This is a genomic window from Streptomyces spiramenti (genome assembly GCF_012034385.1).
GTDB lineage: Bacteria > Actinomycetota > Actinomycetes > Streptomycetales > Streptomycetaceae > Streptomyces > Streptomyces spiramenti.
On sequence record NZ_JAAVJB010000073.1, the window covers coordinates 1 to 21,299 of the forward strand.

Annotated in this window: 15 protein-coding genes; 11 read left to right on the plus strand and 4 right to left on the minus strand. The window is 74.6% G+C overall.

Features of this window, described 5'->3' with window-relative positions; genetic code table 11:
* Positions 1-100: 100 nt before the first annotated feature.
* Positions 101-472, minus strand: a complete 372-nt coding sequence (gene cutA / locus HCJ92_RS11345) for a divalent-cation tolerance protein CutA (protein ID WP_167933386.1) — start codon at positions 470-472, stop codon at positions 101-103.
* A 175-nt stretch (positions 473-647) separates the two neighbouring features.
* Between cutA and HCJ92_RS11350 the strand changes: the two genes are divergently transcribed.
* The 3 genes from HCJ92_RS11350 (at position 648) to HCJ92_RS11360 (ending at position 5,250) form a co-directional block, all read left to right on the plus strand.
* Positions 648-968 (plus strand): cupin domain-containing protein, encoded by a 321-nt coding sequence (locus HCJ92_RS11350; protein WP_167933387.1) that lies wholly within the window; start codon positions 648-650, stop codon positions 966-968.
* 225 nt (positions 969-1,193) lie between these two features.
* On the plus strand, positions 1,194-4,028 hold the full coding sequence (locus HCJ92_RS11355; RefSeq protein WP_167933388.1) for a type 1 periplasmic-binding domain-containing protein: 2,835 nt from the start codon (positions 1,194-1,196) through the stop codon (positions 4,026-4,028).
* Between the two features lie 250 nt (positions 4,029-4,278).
* Positions 4,279-5,250, plus strand: coding sequence for a Rossmann-fold NAD(P)-binding domain-containing protein (locus tag HCJ92_RS11360; protein WP_245240791.1), 972 nt, complete (start codon positions 4,279-4,281; stop codon positions 5,248-5,250).
* Positions 5,251-5,325: 75 nt separating this feature from the next.
* On the opposite strand, the gene HCJ92_RS11365 is transcribed toward HCJ92_RS11360, so the two are convergent.
* The gene (locus tag HCJ92_RS11365) at positions 5,326-6,783 is read right to left on the minus strand and encodes an endo-1,4-beta-xylanase (RefSeq protein WP_167933389.1); all 1,458 of its coding nucleotides are present in this window, start codon (positions 6,781-6,783) and stop codon (positions 5,326-5,328) included.
* A 293-nt stretch (positions 6,784-7,076) separates the two neighbouring features.
* Between HCJ92_RS11365 and HCJ92_RS11370 the strand changes: the two genes are divergently transcribed.
* From HCJ92_RS11370 to HCJ92_RS11400, 7 genes are all read left to right on the plus strand, one after another.
* Positions 7,077-8,159, plus strand: a complete 1,083-nt coding sequence (locus tag HCJ92_RS11370) for a LacI family DNA-binding transcriptional regulator (RefSeq protein ID WP_338054126.1) — start codon at positions 7,077-7,079, stop codon at positions 8,157-8,159.
* Between the two features lie 277 nt (positions 8,160-8,436).
* Positions 8,437-9,741 (plus strand): extracellular solute-binding protein, encoded by a 1,305-nt coding sequence (locus HCJ92_RS11375; RefSeq protein ID WP_167933390.1) that lies wholly within the window; start codon positions 8,437-8,439, stop codon positions 9,739-9,741.
* 72 nt (positions 9,742-9,813) lie between these two features.
* Positions 9,814-10,713, plus strand: a complete 900-nt coding sequence (locus HCJ92_RS11380; RefSeq protein ID WP_338054127.1) for a carbohydrate ABC transporter permease — start codon at positions 9,814-9,816, stop codon at positions 10,711-10,713.
* On the plus strand, positions 10,710-11,579 hold the full coding sequence (locus HCJ92_RS11385; RefSeq protein ID WP_420824697.1) for a carbohydrate ABC transporter permease: 870 nt from the start codon (positions 10,710-10,712) through the stop codon (positions 11,577-11,579). Before HCJ92_RS11380 ends, HCJ92_RS11385 begins: the two co-directional genes overlap by 4 nt.
* 46 nt (positions 11,580-11,625) lie before the next feature.
* On the plus strand, positions 11,626-14,121 hold the full coding sequence (locus HCJ92_RS11390) for a glycoside hydrolase family 3 N-terminal domain-containing protein (protein ID WP_167933391.1): 2,496 nt from the start codon (positions 11,626-11,628) through the stop codon (positions 14,119-14,121).
* A gap of 146 nt (positions 14,122-14,267) precedes the next feature.
* Complete coding sequence (locus HCJ92_RS11395) at positions 14,268-14,783, plus strand: GNAT family N-acetyltransferase (protein WP_167933392.1); 516 nt, start codon at positions 14,268-14,270, stop codon at positions 14,781-14,783.
* Positions 14,784-15,004: 221 nt separating this feature from the next.
* Positions 15,005-15,340 (plus strand): RNHCP domain-containing protein, encoded by a 336-nt coding sequence (locus HCJ92_RS11400; protein ID WP_167933398.1) that lies wholly within the window; start codon positions 15,005-15,007, stop codon positions 15,338-15,340.
* A 49-nt stretch (positions 15,341-15,389) separates the two neighbouring features.
* Here HCJ92_RS11400 and ppdK read toward each other — a convergent pair whose 3' ends face one another.
* Together ppdK and HCJ92_RS11410 are read right to left on the minus strand one after the other, a co-directional pair.
* Entirely contained in the window at positions 15,390-18,188 is a 2,799-nt protein-coding gene (gene ppdK / locus HCJ92_RS11405; protein ID WP_338054128.1) for a pyruvate, phosphate dikinase, read from the minus strand.
* A 202-nt stretch (positions 18,189-18,390) separates the two neighbouring features.
* A complete protein-coding gene (locus HCJ92_RS11410) occupies positions 18,391-19,614 on the minus strand; it encodes an ROK family protein (protein ID WP_167933393.1) in 1,224 nt (407 codons plus the stop codon).
* Positions 19,615-19,863: 249 nt separating this feature from the next.
* Between HCJ92_RS11410 and HCJ92_RS11415 the strand changes: the two genes are divergently transcribed.
* Positions 19,864-21,299, plus strand: a 1,436-nt coding sequence (locus HCJ92_RS11415) for an MGH1-like glycoside hydrolase domain-containing protein (RefSeq protein WP_209310997.1), incomplete at its 3' end; no start/stop codon positions are given.

Below are 21,299 nucleotides of genomic sequence, written 5' to 3' on the forward strand. Positions count from 1 at the left end.
GCACGGCGCGCCGCTCCGGCGGCCGGCCGCGCCCGCCCGCGCGCCACGGCGGGGCGGGTCGGCGGGCGGACAGGTGGTGTCGGGACCGGACGGACGCCGGTCAGGGGAGGTCGTCGTGGGCCGCGGTCTCCGTGGCCACCCACTCCAGGTAGCCGGGGCTGCCCCGGGTCACGGAGACGGCGACGATCTGCGGCTCGTCGTAGCTGTGCGCCTCGCGCAGGTAGGTCTCCAACTCCCGGTAGCGGGCCGCCGTCGTCTTGAAGACCACCGGCCACTCCTGGTCGCGGTGGGTCTCGCCCTGCCACCGGTAGAAGGAGGTGATCGGCGAGCCCACCTGGGCGCAGGCCGCCAGCCGCAGTTCGACCGCACGCCCGGCCAGGTCGGCGGCCCGCTCCGGATCGTCGGTGGTGGTGGTCACCGCCAGCACCTCGGGGGCGGGTGCTGCGTTCGCCGGGTCGGCCGTCCAGGTCATCGATGCCGCCTTCCGTGCGGGTTCCGCACCGGTCTCGTGGTCCGTGCGCGCGGACGCGCGCACGGTGCGGCGCCCCGGTCCGGCCCCGCCGCCCACCGCGCTCGGTTGCGGGCGTGCCGGGGCCGGTCACCATGGAGGAACGGCGCGCCACACGGCGCTTACCCCGGGAGCCGCCATGGAAGACATCAACGCGCTGGTAGACGAGCACCTGCGCCGAGCGCTGACGGCAGAGCACGGCCGCAGCGCCCACCTGTTCCTCCACGACGGCCCGCTGCGGCAGTCGGTGATCGCGCTGCGGGACGGCACCGAGCTGGGCGAGCACGACAGCCCGCCGGCAGCCAGTCTCCACGTGCTGCGCGGCACGGTCCGGCTCACCGAGGGCGAGGAGGAGCGGGAACTGCCCGCGGGGGTGGTGACCGAGCTGCCCCGCAACCGGCACGGGCTGCGGGCCGACGGTCACGCCGCGGTGCTGCTGACGGCGGTCACCGCCGTCTGACCGAGCACGACGGACACGTGCGGCGGCGGACCGGTGCGGCGGACCCCTGGCCGCCGCCTTCCCGGGCGCGGTCGGGCGCCGAGGGCGGTGCCGGGTAGCGCCGGCAGCGCACTCGGGTCCCGACCGCCCCCGGCGCACCACCGGTCCACCGAGGGAGGCCAACGCTCCCTGAAATCACGCACGTTCGGCCCCGAAAACCCCGGTACGCCACTACGCTCTGGCCTCATGCCGATGGACTCCACGGGCTTTGCGGGGGACGAGGAACTGGAGTCGGTCATAGCGGAGCTGATCCAGCGCCCCGCACTGACCGGCAAGGAGCACGGCGAGGGCCGCACCGTGCGCGGCGACCGCCCGCTGCCACTGATCTGTGTGGTCGGCGCGGGTCGCCGGAACGTCCTCGTCCCGTTCGCGGAACGGTTCGCCTCCACGCGCGGTCTCGCGTTCGCCCGCGTGGACGCCGAGTCCGTGCACACGGCGGCCGAGGCCTCCGAGGGGGCGCTCCCGCCCCTGCCACTGCTGACCGCCGCGCGCGAGAAACTGGAACTCGACGCCTTCGGCCCTTACCACCAGCCGGCCTTCGACCGCTACCGCCTCGTGGAATGGCTGACCACCCAGCGTCTCGACCGGGACCCCGGCGGGAACCGCCGCCGCCGGATGACCGAGCTGCTGCGCCGCTGGAGCGGCCGGGGGCCGCACACCGCCAACGACGGCTCCGGCGTCGCCCCGGTGGTCGAGGACGTCCCCACACTCCCCGCCCGGACCGCCCTGTGGCTGGTGCTGACCCTCACCGGCCGTCTCGGCATGCGCGTGACCGGTGTCCGCCGCCAGGCACGCTGGCTGATGCGGCAGCCCTACGCGGTACCCGCCCACTCCCGCGACATCCAGGGGTTCGCGGAGCGGCTGACCCTCCCCCACCGGGAACGGGAGGACGAGTCGCAGGTCAAGAAGCTGCTCGTCCACGCGTTCCTGGAGGACCTGCGGGCGGCCTACCGGCGCCGCCACCGGCGCGTGCTGCCGCGCCGCGCCGGCCTGCGCCGCACCGCCTACACGACGCTGCTCCTCGACAACATCACCCCGGAAAACGGTGGTTGGGAGCTGCTCCAGCTCATCAACGACGTACGCAACGAGACCGGTGAGCACGACCCGCTGCTGGTCGTGGCGGCCGGTGCCGGCTGGCCCGACCCCATGCCCCCGGCCAACCACCCCCCGGCGGCGGCGGAACTGGCGCTGCGGACCTGGCGCGAGAACCTTCCGCTGCGGCGGCAGCGCTTCGACCGCTACGCGCGTTACCTCTGGCTGGGAGCCACCCCGCCCCCGGCTCCGGTGGCCCCGCCGGTCGCCACGCGGCGGCTGCGCGGTCGGCCGGCGCGCCACCGCGACGAGGAGGCGCCGACGGCGGGCACGACCGCCGCGCCGCCGCGCCGACCCGCGAACCCGCTGACCGACCTCCGGGCGCGGCGCCCCTTCCCACCGGCACGTCGCGGGGTCGCCGAGGCCGCGCTGGCCCTCGTCCTGCTGGTGGCACTGGCCGTACCGGCGTGGCAGGTGCGGGAGAGCTGGGCCGCCGGATGCTCCTACTTCGGCGCCCGGTCCCACGACGGGGTCTCCGTCCGGGTCGCCGAACTGGGCGACGGCGACGGCACCCAGTGCGTCGGGTACAGCGACAGCACGGCCCAGGTCTTCGGGAAGAACGACCGACTCCGCGCTGCCCAGGAGGCCGTCTTCGCGGAGAACGAGAAGGCCAAGCGACTGCACGCGCAGCAGCCCGACCGCGCGTTCCTGACGGTGGTGCACTTCGTCGGTCTCACCAACGAAAAGACGAAAGCCGACACCGATCACGCCTCGGCGGAGGAGTTGGAGGGGCTGGTCCTGCGCCAACGGCAGCAGAACATCCCCTCCGAGGGGGAGCCGCTGCTGCGCGTGGTGGTCGCCAACGGCGGCGACAGCATGGGCCATGCCGCGATGGTGGCGCGGGAGATGCTCGCCCCGCTCGCCGCGGACGACGCGACGGTGGTGGCCGTCACCGGCATGGACCGCACCGTCGAGCAGACGGAACTGGCGATCACCACCCTCGGCGACGTCGGCGTGCCGGTGGTCGGAACGACACTGACCGGCACCGGTCTGGCCCAACGCTCCGCGCTGTACTTCCAGATGGTCCCGAGCAACCAGCTCCAGGCGGAACTGGTGACGCGGTACGCCGTGCACGAGGGCGCCGAGCGGCTGATCCTCCACCATCCCCCCGTCGACACGAATGACGGCTACGTGGCGACCCTGGTGCGGGAGACGGAGACGAGGGCCGCGAAGCGTGGCATCGAGGTGGTGCACGGGGGCTGGGACCGGAGACCCCGCGACGTGCCGAAGCTCTGTTCCGAGGAGGACCGCTCCGACGAGATGGTCTTCTACGTGGGCAGGGAGGCGGACTTCGGGGACTATCTGCGACAGGCTGCGAGCGGCTGCGCGGGGGGCACGGAACAGCTGCCCCGGATCGTGGCCAGTGACTCCGTCTCCCGGTTCGTGGCGCAGCCCGACCGTGGCACCGACGCCAGGCTGGCGCGGGTGGCCGTCTCCTACGTCGGCCTGGGGGCCCTGGTGACCCTCGCCGGGCAGGAGTGCCGGGACGGCGGGGTGCCCGCCGGCGCACCCGGCGGCACACCGCTGAACGCGTTCTGCGCCGGGTTCTCGGAGCTGCACGCGGAACGGCAGGCAGCGGGCGGGGACGAGGGCAGGATGCCCTGGCCGGCCGAGCGCAGCGGGGTGGCCTACGACGCGGCGGGCATGCTGGTCGGCGCCGTCGGCCAGCTGCACCGGCTTCCGGCGGAGGGCGAGCCCCCCGGGCCGCCGCACCGCGCCGCGGTGGCGCAGCACCTGCGGGACTCCGTCTTCCAAGGGGCGACCGGGGAGATCGACTTCACCGACGGCCGCATCGGGGACAACCGGGGCCTGGCGGTGCTGACGCTGGACGACATCCGGGACGTCGCGGCACAGCCGCGGTGCTCCTTCCTCATCGGCTCACTGGGCGAAGGACGGGATCGCGACCCGGACACCGGTTGCCCGCGGTGAGGGTCCTCCGGCCCTTCGGGAGAGGAGGCCGAGGGGCGGTCGGGACGGGCCGCGGCGAGGGCGGACGCCCGCGTCGCCCTTTCGTGTGGCACCGGGCTGCCGCCCGGCTGACGCAGGCCGACGAAGCAGTCGTCAACTGCCGCCCTGAAGAGCGCAGATGGCGCCGAGCAACCTGTGGATCGACGTGTCGGCGCCCTGGAGGTCGGCGCGGGTGCACGGCACCGGGCGGCGGACAGGGTTGACTTTCCCCATGAACAACGATGCGGACAACGGGGCCGCAACGGGTGGGGGTCCGGGGCGCCGCAGGGGCGGCCATCTCACGGACTGCGCCCTGCTCGGCCCCGGCGGTGGGGCCCCTGCGGGGCGGGACGGCACGACGGACACGGGACCCGACGTGCTGGTCCTGGGAGGAACCGGGAAGACCGGGCGGCGGGTCGCCGGACGGCTGCGCGCGATGCGGCTGCGGGTGCGCGTCGGTTCCCGGGCGGCGGCGACGGCGCCGTTCGACTGGCAGGACCCCGCCGGGTGGCCGGCTGTCCTGGCCGGTGCCCGTGCCGTGTACGCGGCCTACGCGCCGGACCTCAGCGACCCCGCCGCCCCCGAGAGGCTGGGCGCGCTGGCGCGGGCGGCGGCGACGGCGGGTGCGGAACGGCTGGTGGTGCTCTCCGGGCGGGGCATGAGCAGCGCCGCGCGGGCCGAGGAGTCGGTGGTCGCCGCCCTGGCGGGCACCGGCACCGGGTGGACGATGCTGCGGGGCTGCTGGTTCGCCCAGAACTTCTCGGAGGACTTCCTGCTGCCCGAGGTGCTGCGCGGCACGGTCTCCCTGCCCGCCGGCGAGGTGGCCGAGCCCTTCGTGGACCTGGCCGACCTGGCCGACGCCGCGGTCGCGGCGCTGACCGGTCCCGGGCACGCAGGGCAGGTCTACACGCTGACCGGCCCCCGCGCGCTGACGTTCCGGGAGGCCGTCGCGGAGATCGGCTGGGCGGCGGGCCGGGAGGTGCGGTACCGGCCGATGTCGCGCTCCGCCTACCTCTCGGAGATGGTCGCCCGCGGCGCGAGCCGGGCGGAGGCGTCGGCCGCCATGGGAACGCTCCGGGAGACGCTGGACGGTTCGTGCTCCGACCCGGCGGACGGTGTGCTGCGCGCGGTGGGCCGTCCGCCGCGCGACTTCTCGGAGTACGTGCGGCGGACCGCGGCGAGCGGGGTGTGGGACGAGGAGTGAGATCCCGCCCCCGGCCGGGCGGGGCCGGGGGCGGGGCGCCGGCCCGCGGGGGTGGTGCGGGCCGGCGGTCATGGGTCAACGCCGCTCGCACTCCGCGCCGTTGAGCGCGACCACCGGGGCCGCGTGGGCGCCGGTGTCGGCCTGGAACCCGAAGCCGACGGTGCCGCCGGCGGGGACGGCCCGGTTGTGGGCGACGTGCGAGGCCGTCACGGCTCCGCCGGACGTCGCGAACACCGCGTTCCACCCGTTGGTGACGCGGGCCCCGGCGGGAAGCGTGAACCGGGCCTGCCAGCCGTCGAGGGCCGCCGCGGTGGTGACCGAGACCTCCACCACGGAACCGCCGCCCCAGGAACTCACGACGCGGTAGGCGGCGGTGCACCCGGCCGGCGTCCCGGGATCGGTCGGGTCGGGGTCCGTCGGATCGGGGTCCGTCGGGTCGGGGCCGGGCGCGCCGCCGAGCGCGTCCAGCACGGCCCCGTAGGCGGGCTTGGGCCGGTAGTCGTCGTCGTACAGGTTGGCCGCGCCCTCGCCCGGGAAGACGCCGGGAATCCAGGAGTCCCGGTCGCTGACTCCCCAGACGGTCACCCCCGAACAGCCGCTCACCGCGAGGCAGTCGCCGATCACCTGCCGGTACTGGTCTGCCTGCTGGTCCAGGCGGGCCGCGTCCGAGGGGGTGTTCATCCGGATGTCCAGCTCGGTGACGACGACCTCCAGGCCGAGGTCGGAGAAGCGCTGGAGGTTGGCCCGGTAGGTGGACGGCATCTGGCCCAGGATCATGTGGGACTGGAAGCCGACTCCGTGGACGGGGACGCCGTCGGCCAGCAGCGACGAGACCAGCCGGTACATGGCGTCGCTCTTCGCGTTGATCCCGTCGGTGTTGTAGTCGTTGATGAACAGCGCCGCCTCGGGGTCCGCGGCGTGGGCGGCGCGGAACGCGTCCGCGATGTATTCCTCGCCGAAGGCGCGGTGGAAGACGGAGTCGCGGAAGGTGCCGTTCTCGTTGAACACCTCGTTGAGGACGTCCCAGCGGTCGATCTCCCCTGCGTAGCGCCCGGCGACCGTCGCGATGTGGTTGTCGACGATCTCCCGCAGTTCGGCGGGGGCGAACCCGCCGTTCTCGACCCAGCCGGGCAGCTGGCTGTGCCAGACGAGGGTGTGACCGTAGACCTGCTGGCCGTGGGCGGCGGCGAACTCGACCAGCCGGTCGGCGCCGGCCCAGTTGTACTGGCCGCGATTGGGCTCCAGGGAGCCCCACTTCATGGCGTTCTCCGCGGTCACCGAGCTGAACTCGCCGCCTGCGATGGCGGAGTAGGCGGCGTTGCCGAGGAGCCCGTCGTTGAGGGCGGTGCCGATGAACCTCCCCTGCTCGGCGGCGGCCTCCCGGAGTGTGTCCGCCTGCGCGGGGGCGACGGTGAGGGTCCGGGTGGCATCCCCGGCGACGGGGGCGGTGGCGGTGGCCGTGCCGTGGACGGCGAGGCCGGTGAGGAGCGTGCCGGCGGCGATGGCGACGGCGGCTCTGCGTGCCAGGCGCATGGCGTTTCCCCTTTCGTCTCCGCGGACGGGCGTGCGTCCGCGACTCGTCGTGGGTGTCGTACGTCGGCGGTGCGGCGGTGCGGCGGTGCGGCGGTGCGGCGGTGCGGCGGTGCGGCGAACGTCCCGGGATCACACCGGTGTTGCCTCTCCGTCTAGAGGGCGCCCTGGTGTCCGTCAAGACTTCCGGAATAGAGTTGAAAGACTTCCGGACGTCCATGGCGACTCTTCCGGCCATGGGCCGGGCCGGGGGAGAATGCGATCATCACAGCGAGCGGCGGACGGGCGGGAGAGGCGTGACCAGCGACATCGACGCGACCGGGAACGGGCGCCGCGACGGCGGCCGGGTGACCATCACGGCCATCGCACGGGAGGCGGGTGTCTCGGTTCCCACCGTCTCCCGTGTCGTCAACGGCCGCTCGGACGTGGCCCCGCAGACCCGCGCCCGGGTGGAGGAACTGCTCCGCCGCCACGGCTACCGTCGCCGCACGGGCAGCGGCGGCGACCGCGCGGCCCTGCTGGACCTCGTCTTCAACGACCTGGACAGCCCCTGGGCGGTGGAGATCATCCGCGGCGTGGAGGAGGTCGCGCACGAGGCGGGCGTGGGGGTGGTCGTCTCCGCCATCCACGACCGGGCCGGCCCCGCGCGCCAGTGGATGCGCAACCTGCGGGCCCGTACCTCCGACGGCGTGATCCTGGTGACCTCCGTGCTGGAGCCCGTCCTCCACGCCGAGCTCCACCGCCTCGGCGTGCCGATCGTGGCGGTCGACCCCGCCGGCTCGCCCGCGCTCGACGCACCCACGATCGGCGCCACCAACTGGGCGGGCGGGCTGGCCGCCACCGAGCACCTGCTCGGACTGGGCCACCGCCGGATCGGCTTCATCGCGGGGCCGCCCCGACTGCTGTGCAGCAGGGCCCGGATGGACGGGCACCGGGCGGCGCTGGCCGCCGCCGGGGTGCCGGTGAGCGAGGAGCTGACGGTACCCGGGGACTTCTACCACGCGGCGGGCTTCGCCGGTGGCAACCGCCTGCTGGAGCTGCCCGAGCGCCCGACTGCGGTCTTCGCCTCCAGCGACCAGATGGCACTGGGCGCCATCGAGGCGCTGCGCCAGCGCGGGCTGCGCGTGCCGCAGGACATGAGCGTCGTCGGCTTCGACGACCTGCCGGAGATGCGCTGGGCCTCGCCCCCGCTGACGACCGTGCGCCAACCGCTGGCGGAGATGGGGAAGATGGCCGCCCGCACGGTCCTGGGCCAGGCGCGCGGCGAGGCGCCGGACTCGCCGCGCCTGGAGCTGGCCACCGAGCTGGTGATCCGCGCCAGCACCGCCCCGCCCGCGACACCGACCGGTGGCACCACCACCGGGCCGCCTCCCGACTGACGCAGCACCGCCCGCACCCCCGCCCCGGCCGCCCTCTCTCCGAGGGCGGCCGGGGCGGCGTCGTCGTGCCCGCACCGCCGGGGGTGGGCGCCCCGGCCCGCGTCTCGGCACCGCCCCGGCCCGCTTCCTGAAAACTCCCGCACCCGTCCCACCAGCGGCTACCCGACATGGCGTCAGATGGCCCGTTCCGACCCGTTGACGCCCCCGCCGCCCGGCCCTACGTTTCTTCCGCACCAGCACCGAGAATTATCGGCGAACTTCCGGAAGGTGCCCTGCGATGCCATTCGACCTCCACCCGCGGCTGCGAACCCCGGCGACCGCGCTCGCCGGCGCCGCCCTGCTGGCCGGCACCCTTGCCGCCTGCGGCAGCGGCGGCCCCTCCCGAGCCCAGACCCTGGAGGTGTGGACCTACCAGGACGCCTCGACCCACATCCAGGCCGAGGCCGTGGAACGCTTCAACGAGACCTCCGACGTCCAGCTCGAACTGGTCGAGATACCGGGCGCCAACTACCAGGAGCGGATGCGCACCGCGATGGGCACGCCCAACGCGCCCGACATCTTCTTCAACTGGGGCAGCGGCTCCATCAGCGACTTCGTCCAGCAGGACATGCTGGTCGACCTCACCGACACCCTCGCCGAGACGGAGGAGCTGCGGGACGCCTTCGTTCCCACGGTCCTCGCGGCGGCCGAGATCGACGGCGGCGTCTACGGGGTGCCGATGCGGGGCGTGCAGCCCGTGATCCTCTTCCACAACACCGAGCTCTTCGAGCAGATCGGCGCCGAACCGCCCACCACCTGGGAGGAGATGGAGGAGCTGATCGAGGTCTTCCAGGCGGAGGACATCACCCCGGTGGCGCTCGGTGGCGCCGACGCCTGGACCTCGCTGATGTGGCTGGAGTACCTGCTGGACCGCACAGGTGGCGCGGGGGTGTGGCAGCGCATCGAGAGCGGCGAGTCCGAGGCGTGGGGCGACCCGGCGGTGGTGAGCAGCGCGCAGACCGCGCTCGACCTCATCGAGGACGGCGCGTTCGGCTCGACGTTCCTCTCCAACGCCTACACCAACGACGGCGTCTCCACCTACTTCGCGCAGGGACGCGCAGCCATGCACCTCATGGGCAGCTGGGAGTACGGCGGCCAGCTCGCGAACGCCGAGGAGTTCGCCCGCGAGCGCCTCGGGTACGGCACGTTCCCGGTCATCTCCGACGGTGCGGGCGAGGCCTCCTCGATCGTGGGCAACCCCAACAACTACTGGTCGGTGAACGCGGAACTCGAAGGCGAACAGCTCGACGCCGCACTGGAGTTCCTGAAGCACACCACCGACGACGCGTACCTCTCCGCTCTGGTCGCCAACGGCGACATCCCCGGCACGGTCGGGGTCGACGACCGCCTCGACGACCACCCGGACCCGGAGTTCGCCCGCTTCCAGTACGAACTCATCACCGAAGCGGCTGCCTTCACCCAGTCCTGGGACCAGGCGCTGCCCAACCGCGCCGCCACCGAGATGATGAACGCGGTCGACGACCTCTTCAGCGGCGGGCTCACCGCCGAGGAGTTCGCCGACACCCTGCGGGGCGTCTCCTAGGTGTCCGGCCCGCCCCCGCCCTCCGCCCCCGCCCGGCGGGCCGAGTCACCGTGCCCGCCGTCGCCCGCCCCCGTGGCCGGGCGACGGCGGGCACGGGACACCGGCCGCCCCGGCGTCCTCTGGGCCGTCCCCGGCCTGCTGTTCTTCGGCCTCTTCGCCGCCGCCCCGATGGTCCTCGTCGCCTGGCTCTCCTTCACCAGCTGGGACGGGCTCTCCGCGCCCGCCTGGAGCGGCACGGAGAACTGGACCCGGCTCTGGTCGGACCCCGCCATGCACCGGGCGCTGCGGCTGAGCCTGCTGCTCACCCTGCTGAGCTGGCTGTTCCAGACCCCGGTGGCACTGCTGCTCGGCGTCTGGTCCGCGGGTCGCCAGCGCTCCCGCGCCGTGCTGTCCGCGGTGTTCTTCCTGCCGCTGCTCGCCTCGTCGGTGGCGCTGGCGCTGGTCTGGCGGTCGATCCTCGACCCCAACTTCGGCCTCGCCGCCGACGTGGCGAGGTGGCTGGAGCTGGGCGACGCCAACGTGCTGGGATCGCAGCGCGGGGCGCTCCTGGCCGTCGCGTTCGTCGCGGCCTGGCAGTTCGTCCCGTTCCACGCCCTGCTCTACCAGGGCGGCGCCCGCCAGGTCCCCCGGTCGCTGTACGACGCCGCCTCGATCGACGGAGCCGGTACCGTGCGGCAGTTCTTCGCCGTCACCCTGCCGCAGCTCCGGAACACCGTCGTCACCTCGTCGGTGCTGATGGTGGTGGGCTCGCTGACCTACTTCGAGACGGTACTGATCCTCACCGGCGGCGGCCCCGGCTCCGCCACCACCATCGTGCCGTACCTGATGTACGAGACGGGTTTCCGCGCGTTCGACCTCGGTTACGCCAGCGCCGTCGCCACCTCCCTGGTGGTCGTCGCAACCGGCGTTTCCCTGTTGATGGTTCGCCTCACCGGCTTCGGCCGCATGCGATCGACCCGGGAGGGGATGTGAAGACTGTGCCCCCCGCCACGGCCCGACCGGCGAGCCGGCACCGGCCGCTGTGGCGACGCGCCAACATCCCGGCCGGTGCCGGCGCGGCGCTGTGGCTGGCGATCGTCCTGATCCCGCTCTACATCCTGGTGTCGGCGACGCTCCGCACCCGGGAGGACTACCTCGAACGCGGCGCCTTCGCGTGGCCGACGTCGCCCTCGGTGGAGAGCTACCGCAGGGTGCTGGCCGGCGACTTCCTGACGTACCTGCTGAACACCGTCGTGGTGACGGCGGCGTGCGCAGCACTGGTCGTGGTGCTCGCGGTGACGGTCGCCTACTCGGTGGTCCGGACCCGCAACGAGGCCTCCCGTCGGGTGTTCCAGCTCTTCCTGCTGGGGCTGGCCATCCCCTCCCAGGCCGTCATCATCCCCGTCTACCTGATCATCACCGAGCTGAACTTCTACGACACCCTGGCCGCGGTCATCCTCCCTACGGCGGCGTTCGCGCTGCCCGTCGGCGTGCTGATCCTTGTCGGCACCATGCGCGACATCGACGAGGAGACCTACGAGTCGATGGCCCTGGACGGCGCCGGGCCGCTCCGGACCCTGCTGAACCTGACGGTTCCCATGTCCCGTGCGGGCATCGCCACCGTCGGTGTCTTCTCCGCACTCCAGGCGTGGAACGGGTTCCTCTTCCCGTTCCTCCTCACCCAGTCCCGGGACACCCGGGTCCTCACCCTCGGACTGTACGACTACGTGGGCGAGTTCCGGGTCGACGTACCCGCGCTCCTCGCCGCCGTCGTGCTGTCCGTCGTCCCCATCTTCGCCGCCTATCTCCTGGCCCGCCGCCAACTGGTGAACGGGCTGATGGGGGTCGGCGGACGATGACCCGCGGTCAGTGACACACGGGACACACGGACCTCGAAGGAGCCACATGACCGATCCCTGGCAGGACACCTCCCTCCCCGCCGCCGAACGCGCCGCCGACCTGCTGGACCGCATGACGCTCGACGAGCGGCTGGGTCAGCTCGTCTCGATCTGGCCTGGCTCCGCGACCGGGGCCGACGGCCAGGAGGTCGCGCCCTCCCAGCGGCAACTCGCGCAGGAGATCGACGACCAGGGCCTGCTCCGCCACGGACTGGGCCAGCTCACACGGCCGTTCGGGACCCAGCCTGTGAAGGCGGACGAGGGCACCGCGGCGCTGCGGGACGCGCAGCTCCGCATCCGGGAGGCCAACCGGTTCGGCGTTCCCGCGATGGCCCACGAGGAGTGCCTCACCGGGTTCACCGCCTGGGGCGCCACCATCCTGCCGACCCCGCTCGCCTGGGGCGCCGCGTTCGACCCGGAACTGGTCGAGGAGGCCGCCGCCCTGGTGGGCGCCTCGCTGCGCTCGGTCGGGATCCACCAGGGGCTCGCCCCGGTGCTGGACGTGACGCGCGACCCCCGCTGGGGGCGGACCGAGGAGACGATCGGGGAGGACCCCTACCTGGTGGGGACCGTCGGCGCCGCCTACGTCCGCGGACTGGAGTCGGCGGGGATCGTGGCGACGCTGAAGCACTTCGCCGGGTACTCGGGCTCGCGGGGCGCCCGCAACCACGCGCCGGTGGCGGTCGGGCCGCGGGAGCTGGCGGAGGTCTACCTCCCGCCGTTCGAGACCGCGTTGCGCGAGGGCGGCGCCCGGTCGGTGATGCACGCCTACAACGACCTCGACGGGGTGCCGGCAGCGGCCCATCACGGACTGCTGACGCAACTGCTGCGCGAGGAATGGGGGTTCACCGGCACGGTGGTGGCCGACTATTTCGGGGTGTCGTTCCTGGAACTCTCCCACGGCGTCGCCGACTCCCCCGGCCGGGCCGGTGCGCTGGCGCTCGCCGCCGGTGTGGACGTCGAACTCCCGGCCGTGCGCTGCTTCGGCGAGGCGCTGGCGGAGCTGGTGCGTTCCGGCGAGGTCGCCGAGGAGCTGGTGGACCGCGCCGCGTTGCGGGTCCTGACGCAGAAGGCCGAGCTGGGGCTGCTCGACCCCGACTGGTCCCCCGAGCCGCCCGTCCTGCGGCAGGACCCCGCAGGCCCCGGCGGCGGGGACGGCGACAGCAACGGGGACGGCGACCCGGGCTACCAGGGGCACGGCACGCCCGACCGGACGCCACCCGTGGACCTCGACCCGCCCGAGCTGCGGGACGTCGCCCGCCGGCTCGCGGAGGAGTCGGTCGTCCTGCTGGCCGACCGCGAAGGGGTACTACCGCTGGGACGGCACCGGCAGATCGCCGTCCTCGGCCCGCTGGCGGACGACCCGGCGGCGATGCTCGGCTGCTACACCTTCCCCCGGCACGTGGGAACGGAGCACCCGGGGCTGCCGCTGGGTGTCGAGGTGCCCACGCTGTTGCAGTCACTCTGCCGCGAACTGCCCGGCAGCCGGTTCGTCCACTCCACCGCGGTCGCGGCGGCCGGCGGCGGGCCGATCTCCGACGCGCCCAACGACTCCGTGGACTCCCCCACCACCTCCGTCGACCTGCCCGGTGCCGACACCCGCCCGGGCGCCGGCACCGAGGCGGTCTTCGCCACCGTCTCCGGCGCCGACCTCGCGCTGGTCGTGGTCGGCGACCGCTCCGGGCTCTTCGGACGTGGCACCTCCGGCGAGGGGTGCGACGTGGCGGAGCTCGAACTCCCCGAGAGTCAGGGGGAGATCATCGACGCCGCGCTGGCCGCCACGGAGGGACCCGGCATCCCGGTGGTGCTGATCGTGCTCGGCGGCCGGCCCTACGCCCTCGGGCGGTGGGCCGACCGGCTCGCCGCCGTGGTGCAGGCGTTCTTCCCCGGCCAGGAGGGCGGCCCGGCGGTCGCGGGCGTCCTCTCCGGCCGCGTCAACCCCTCCGGCCGACTGCCCGTGGGGGTACCCCGCCACCGTGGCGGCCAGCCCTGGGGCTACCTCGCCGCACCGCTCGGCCAGGCCGGCGGCGCCAGCTCGCTGGACCCCACCCCGCTCTACCCCTTCGGCCACGGCCTGTCGTACACCACCTTCGCCTGGGAGGAGGCGTCCCTGGAGGCGCCGGAGACCGCCACCGACACCGCGGTCGACGTGCGGATGCGGGTCCGCAACACGGGACGGCGCGCTGGCACCGAGGTGGTGCAGCTGTACCTGCACGACCCCGTTGCCCGCGTGGTGCGCCCGGTGATCCGGCTCGTCGGCTACGCCCGGGTGCCGCTGGCGGCGGGCGAGAGCGCCGAGGTCCGGTTCCGGTTCCACCCCGACCTGGCGTCCTACCCGCTGGGCGTGACGGAGCGGATCGTCGAACCCGGGGATCTCGAACTGCGGTTGGCGGCGTCCAGCACCGACATCAGGCACACCCTGCCCCTGCGGCTCACCGGTGAGGAGCGCCACGTCGGGTACGACCGGACGCTGGTCTGCCCGACCGAGGTGCGCACCGACTGACCCCGCCCCGGTCGGTGGGGCGGGCGCGGCCCGGCCCGCCCCACCGACCGGACGCCGCCCGCACCCGGCGCCGCAGCGGCCCCCGGCCTCGCGACACGCCGTGAAACCCCATTGTCGGGGCCGGGTGTCCGACGCAGAATGTGCCGATGCTCATCCGACGCGAGATCCCCTCCGACATCCCGTCCGTCCAGCACGTGACGACGGCGGCGTTCACCTCGCCGGAGAATCCCGAGCCCGTCGAGACCACACTGCTGGCCCGGCTGCGCGACGACCGCGGCTGGATCCCCGAACTCTCCCTGGTGGCCGTCACCGACGGCGGACAGGTCAGCGGCCACGTGGTGTGCACCCGCGGCACGGTCGACGGCACCCCGGCCGTGGGGCTGGGTCCGCTGAGCGTGCACCCCGCCCACCAGCGGCGCGGCATCGGCCAGGCGCTGGTCCACGCCGTGCTCGGCGCGGCCGAGGCCCGCGGGGAACCTCTGGTGGCGCTTCTGGGCAGCCCCCGCTACTACGGCCGGTTCGGTTTCCGGGCGGCGACCGACTACCGGATCGACCCGCCCGAGCCGGCGTGGGGCGACTACTTCCAGGTCCGTCCGCTGGCCGCCTGGACGCCGCGGCTCCGCGGCGGGTTCCGGTACGCTGCGCCCTTCGACCGCATCTAGGCGTGTCGTTCGGATCTTCGTGGATCGGCCCGCGGCGTCCGGTGCGGTGCGGTGGGTCGCACGGCACCGCACCGCGGCTCGTACCCGGTCGTGCTCGCGCGCTCCGGTGACGCAGCGAGGGGCCGTGCCAGGCGCCGCGGCCCCACGTAGGATCCGAACGACACGCCCTAGCCCGGCCGGGGCCGCGCCCGGGCCGGACCCACCGGACGGGAGCAACCGCCATCGACCGCCGAGCCGCCCAGAACCAGGGCTTCAGCTGCGAGAACTGCGCACAGCCGGTGACGCCGCTGCGGAACGGCAGCTACCGCAACCACTGCCCCCACTGCCTGTGGTCCAAGCACGTGGACGAGCACCCGGGGGACCGCGCCAGCGAGTGCCGCGGGCTGATGCGGCCCGAGCGGGTCGACCAGCCCCGGGGCAAGGGCCTGGCCGTGGTGCACCGCTGCACCTCGTGCGGGTTCACCCGCCCCAACCGCATCGCCGACGACTACGGCCAGGGCGACAGCATCGACGCGGTCAGCGCCCTCATGGCGCGCCAGACCCGCCACCTGCGCTGAGCGGGACGGGACGGCGGGGGGCGCGGGACGGAAGCGTTCCGGCGGCCGGTCATCGACCGCCGACGGCGGCTCGACCGGCTTCCAGCCGCGCCACCGGCACCCGGAACGGCGAGCAGGAGACGTAGTCCAGACCGGCCTCGTGGAAGAACCGCACCGACGCCGGGTCGCCGCCGTGCTCGCCGCACACGCCGAGCCCGAGGTCCGGTGAGGTGGCCCGACCGGTGCGCGCGGCGGTGCGCACCAGGGTGCCGACACCGGCGGCGTCGATCGTCTCGAACGGCGACACGGGGAAGACGCCCCGCTCCAGGTAGCCGGCGAAGAAGCTGCCCTCGACGTCGTCCCGGGAGAACCCCCACACGGTCTGTGTGAGGTCGTTGGTGCCGAACGAGAAGAAGTCGGCGGCGCCCGCGATCTCTCCGGCGGTCAGCGCGGCACGCGGCAGCTCGATCATGGTGCCGACGGGCACCGTGGGCACCGACCCCCGGCGCGCCGCGACCTCCGCGAGGACCCGTTCCGCCTCCTCACGCACGATCTCCAGCTCCCGTGCCGCGGCCACCAGGGGGACCATGATCTCCGGGCGCGGGTCGCCCCCGGCGGCGCGGCGGTCCGCCGCTGCCTCGGCGACCGCCCTGACCTGCATCGCGAAGAGGCCGGGCACCACCAGTCCGAGCCGGACCCCGCGCAGGCCCAGCATCGGGTTCTGCTCGTGGAGCCGCCGCACGGCCCGCAGCAGGCGGTGGTCGCGGCTGTCGTCGCCCTCGTCCCCGGCACGGGCCACCCGGACGGAGAGCTCGGTGATGTCGGGCAGGAACTCGTGCAGCGGCGGGTCCAGCAGCCGGACAGTGACCGGCATGCCGTCCATCGCGGCGAGCAGCTCCGTGAAGTCCGCCCGTTGCAGCGGCAGGAGTTCCGCGAGCACCTCCTCGCGCTCCCGGTCGGTCACGGCCAGGACCAGCCGCTCCACCAGCCGGCGCCGCTCGCCGAGGAACATGTGCTCGGTGCGGCAGAGTCCGACGCCGGCCGCCCCGAACCGCGCGGCGCGGCGGGCGTCGCGGCCGGTGTCGGCGTTGGCCCGCACCCCCAGGACCCGGCGCCGGTCGGCGTGGCGCATCAGCCGGTCCACCGCCCGCACCAGAGCGTCGTCCCGGCCGTCGTCGGGATCCTCGCCGGTGGTGGGGTCCGCCCCGGTGGGGGTGCCGCCGTTCTCGAAGTACTCCACCACCGTGGACGGCACCACCGGCACCTCGCCGAGGTGGACGCTGCCGTCGGTACCGTCCACCGACAGGACGTCCCCCTCCTCGATCACCCCGCCGCCCGGCACCGTGGCCCGCCGGGCGTCCGCGTCCACGACGATGCCCTCGGCGCCGCAGACACAGGTCCGCCCCATCCCGCGCGCCACCACGGCGGCGTGGGAGGTCTTGCCTCCCCGGGAGGTGAGGACGCCCTCGGCTGCGAGCATGCCGTCCAGGTCGTCCGGGTTGGTCTCGCGCCGCACCAGGACGACCCGCTCACCGCGCGCCGCCCGCGCCGCGGCCCGCGCGGAGTCGAAGACGGCAGCGCCGACGGCCGCTCCCGGGGAGGCGGGCACGCCGCGCGCCACCGGCTCGCCCCGGTGCGCGGGGTCGAAGTGCGGGAACATGAGCTGTGCCAGCTGGGAGCCGTCGACCCGCCTCAGCGCCTCGTCGTCGTCGATGACCTCCTGCTCGGCGAGGTCCGCCGCGATGCGGAACGCCGCCGCCGCGGTCCGTTTGCCGACGCGGGTCTGGAGCATCCAGAGCGTGCCCCGCTCGATGGTGAACTCGATGTCGCAGAGGTCGAGGTAGTGCCGCTCCAGGGTGGCCATGATCTCGGTGAGTCGCCGGTGGGACCCGGGGTCGATCCGTTCCAGCTCCGCGAGCGGCACGGTGTTCCGGTAGCCCGCGACGACGTCCTCGCCCTGGGCGTTGCGCAGGTAGTCGCCGTACACGCCGGTCCGCCCGGTGGCGGGGTCCCGGGTGAAGGCCACGCCGGTGCCGGAGTCGGGCCCGAGGTTGCCGAAGACCATGGCGCAGACCGACACGGCGGTGCCGAGATCGTCGGGGATGTGCTCCTGCCGCCGGTAGCGCCGGGCGCGGTCGGTGTTCCAGGAGTCGAAGACGGCGTCCACGGCGAGGGTCAGCTGCTCGCGCGGGTCCTGCGGGAAGTCACGGCCACCGTGGACCCGGGTGATCCGCTTGAACTCCTCGACCAGCGCCCGCAGTCGGACGGCGGGCAGCGACGCGTCGGCCTCGACGCCCTCCTCGCGCCGGGCGGCCTCCAGCTCGGCGTCGAAGTGGGAGCCGTCGATCCCGAGCACGGTGCGGCCGAACATCTGGATGAGCCGCCGGTAGGAGTCCCAGGCGAACCGGTCGTCGCCCGCCTGTCCGGCGAGGGCCCGCACCGAGGTGTCGGACAGCCCCACGTCCAGGACGGTCTCCATCATCCCCGGCATCGAGAACCGGGCACCGGAGCGGACCGACACCAGCAGCGGGTCCGCCCCGCGGCCCAGTCGGCGGCCCATCCGCCGCTCCAACGCCGCGAGGTGGTCCCCGATCTCCTCCCGGAGCGTCGCCGGCTCCCGCCCGGTGCTCAGATAGGAACGGCACGCCTCGGTGGTGATGGTGAACCCCGGAGGGACGGGCAGGCCGAGGCGGGTCATCTCCGCGAGGTTGGCGCCCTTGCCGCCGAGGAGGTCGGCCATCCAGCGGTCGCCCTCGGCGAAGTCGTAGACGTAGCGCGGGCGGCGCTCCGGACGACCGGGGTCGGCGGGCGCTGCGGGTCCGGTCGCGCCGGGTGCGGTGGGCGGCGCGTGGGTCCGGGTGTGCGGCACGGTGCTCCACTCCTCCGGGACGGCCGCCCCGCCACGGCCGCGGACCCGACGCCTCGCTGCGCGTCGAGTGCCGCGACCGCCGTCTGGCCGCGCGGTGGGCGCTGCCGACGGGGAGACGGCGTTGTTCGGTCCTCCCCAGCGTCACCCGAACGGCCACCCCCGGCGAGTCGGCGGCGGGCCGCGCGCCGGGCGGCGGGTCCCGTCACCCCGCGGCGCGTACCCCTGGTCCCGGTGCCGCGTCCGGGACCGCCGCGGCGAGCCGGGCGTCGGCCTGCTCCGCGCCGTACAGCAGATCGACGACCATCGTCGCGGCGCCCAGCAGCCCGGCCCGCTCCCCCAGTCGCGAGGTCACCATCTGGAGGTGGACGGTGGTGCGGGGCATCGCCCGCTGGTAGAGCAGCTCACGCACCCCGGTGAGGAACGGCGGCCCCGCGAGGTCACCCGCGATCATCAGCACCCCCGGGTTGATCAGCGACACCACCGTCGCCAGCACCTCGCCGACGCGGCGCCCCGCCTCCCGCGCCAGCCGCACCGCTTCCGGGCGGCCGTCCGCCAGCAGCTCCCGCACCTCCGCCGCCGTCTGCGCCGGCACGCCCAGCGCCGTCAGCTGCTCCGCCAGCGCCCGGCCGCTGGCGACCGCCGCGAGGCAGCCGTAGGAGCCGCAGCGGCAGAGGGCGTCGGGGGCGTCCGCCAGGCGGATGTGTCCGATGTCGCCCGCCCCGCCGTCGACGCCTCGGTAGACACCGCCGTCGACCACCAGCCCGGCACCTATGCCGGTGGCCACCTTGACCAGCAGGAACGCCGAGCAGTCGGGGTGGCCGTGGCGCTGTTCGGCGTAGGCCATGAGGTTGGCGTCGTTCTCCACCAGCACCGGCAGGCCGGTCGGGGTGCCGGCCTCCTCCGCGAGGCGCGCGCCGAGGAGGGCGGCGACGGGGTGGCCGTCCCATCCCGGCATGATCGGCGGCTGGACCAGCCGCCCGTCGTCCACCGGGCCGGGCACCGCGAGCCCCACTCCGCAGACGGCGTGCGCGGGGCGCGACGCCTCGCCGAGCACGGCGGCGCCGAGCCGGGCGAGCAGCGGCAGCACCACCGCGGGGCCGTCCTCGACGACCAGCCGGGCCGTCCGCTCGGCGAGGACGGCCCCGCCGAGGTCGGTCACGGCGACGCGGGCGTGCCGGGTGTCGAGGTCAGCGGCGAGGACGACGGCGTGCGAGGTGTCGAACTCCAGCCGCAGCGCGGGGCGACCGCCGGTGGAGGTCCCGGCCGGCCCGCCCGCCTCCCGCACCCAGCCGGCGCCGAAGAGCTGGTCGAGCCGGGCACCCACCGTGGAGCGGGAGAGGGAGGTGACGCGCCGCAACTCGCCCCGGGTGGTGGCGCGGCCACTGCGGATCAGCTGCAGCAGCTGGCCCGCGCTCCCCTGGTTCATGACGGACTCCCGGTCCCCGGTGGCGACGACGAAGGCTCCGCCCGGCGTCCGAACAGCTGGGCGGCGGGACCACGCTACTCCCGTCCCGACCTGCCCATGACCTCGTGTCACCGCCGGGGACCCGCCTTTCCGTCTACGTGCCTGGTACTAATATTCATGCTTTTGCTTGTTAAGCAGACGTAACCCTGCGGTATCTTCTGCATAAGCGATGCGGCGCGGCCGTGTCGGGAGCCCCGGCGTGGAGGCGGAATGCGGACTCGGCTGCTCACCACCGGCGCACGCCCCGACCAGCGGCCCGAGCCCACAACCGCGCACGCCCGCGCGGTCGTCCACGCGGCGGCGCGGGTCCTGGGTGCCAACTGGACCGGCGCATCCACCGTCCCGAGCCGTCGGCTGTACCCGCATCAGTGGAGCTGGGACTCGGCGTTCGTCGCGATCGGCCTGCGCCACCTGGCTCCCGCCCGCGCCCGGCGCGAACTGCGCTCCCTGTTCGCCGCGCAGTGGGACGACGGCCGGGTGCCGCACATCGTCTTCCACCCGGACGTCCCCGAGGGTGCGTACTTCCCCGGCCCCGGGTTCTGGCGCTCCTCCACGGCCGGCACGGGCCGGGGCGCCCCGCGGTCGGCCGAGACCTCCGGAATCGTCCAGCCGCCGGTGCACGCGCTCGCCGCCTGGCTGGTCCACCGCTCCGACCCGGCCGGGTCGGAGCGGGAGGGATTCCTCGCCGGGCTGTACCGACCGCTGCTGGCCTGGCAGCGCTACCTCACCGACGTACGCGACCTCGGCGGCGGCGGCCTGGCCTCCATCGTCCACCCGTGGGAGTCCGGGATGGACAACAGCCCCGCCTGGGACCGGCCGCTCGCCCGGGTCGCCCCGGCCGACCCCGGCGGCTTCCGACGCGCCGACCTCAACCACGGCAGCGCCGGCGACCGCCCCACCGACCTGGACTACGGCCGCTACGTGGCCCTGGCCGCGGCCTACCGCGACGACCGCTACGACGACACCGCACCGCGGCGGTTCGCCGTGGAGGACCCGGGCTTCAACGCGCTGCTGGCCGCCTCCGACCACGCTCTCGCCGACATCGCCGGGGCGCTCGGCCGGGACGCCACCGGCCACCGCGCGCTGGCCACCGCCCGCGCCGAATCGCTGCTGGAGCGGCTGTGGGACGAGAGGACCGGCCTCTTCCACGCCCGCGACCTGCACGACGACCGGCTGCTGCCCGCGCGCGGCGCGGCCGGGCTGCTCCCCCTGATCGTCCCCGGGCTGCCCGCCGCCACCGCCGACCGGCTCCACCGCACCCTGATCGGACCGCACTTCGGCCTCGGCGGCGGCTGCCGCATGGTGCCCAGCCACGACCTGCTGGCGCCCGAGCACGACCCGGCCCGGTACTGGCGGGGGCCCGCCTGGTTCAACATCGCGTGGCTCGTCGAACGCGGCCTGCGGCTGCACGGCGCGCTGCGGACCGCGGACGACCTGCGGACCACCGCCGTCACGGTCGCGGCCGGTTCCGGGTTCGCCGAATACCTCGACCCCCGCACCCTCGGTGCCCACGGGGCACGCGACTTCTCCTGGACGGCGGCGCTCGCGGTCGACCTGGCCGTCGCGGTCCTCGGGGAGCGCGGGGCGGCGCCGCCCGCCGCGCTCCCGGCGCCCGAGGCCACGGTGGCCCGGCTCCCACCGGGGCC

Bases quoted from the DNA above. Each gene is read 5' to 3' on its own strand.
- HCJ92_RS11350 (WP_167933387.1), top strand. From the start codon at position 648: ATGGAAGACATCAACGCGCTGGTAGACGAGCACCTGCGCCGAGCGCTG.
- HCJ92_RS11395 (WP_167933392.1), top strand. From the start codon at position 14,268: ATGCTCATCCGACGCGAGATCCCCTCCGACATCCCGTCCGTCCAGCAC.
- HCJ92_RS11390 (WP_167933391.1), top strand. From the start codon at position 11,626: ATGACCGATCCCTGGCAGGACACCTCCCTCCCCGCCGCCGAACGCGCC.
- HCJ92_RS11375 (WP_167933390.1), top strand. From the start codon at position 8,437: ATGCCATTCGACCTCCACCCGCGGCTGCGAACCCCGGCGACCGCGCTC.
- HCJ92_RS11410 (WP_167933393.1), bottom strand. From the start codon at position 19,614: ATGAACCAGGGGAGCGCGGGCCAGCTGCTGCAGCTGATCCGCAGTGGC.
- HCJ92_RS11365 (WP_167933389.1), bottom strand. From the start codon at position 6,783: ATGCGCCTGGCACGCAGAGCCGCCGTCGCCATCGCCGCCGGCACGCTC.
- HCJ92_RS11360 (WP_245240791.1), top strand. From the start codon at position 4,279: ATGAACAACGATGCGGACAACGGGGCCGCAACGGGTGGGGGTCCGGGG.
- HCJ92_RS11355 (WP_167933388.1), top strand. From the start codon at position 1,194: ATGCCGATGGACTCCACGGGCTTTGCGGGGGACGAGGAACTGGAGTCG.
- cutA (WP_167933386.1), bottom strand. From the start codon at position 472: ATGACCTGGACGGCCGACCCGGCGAACGCAGCACCCGCCCCCGAGGTG.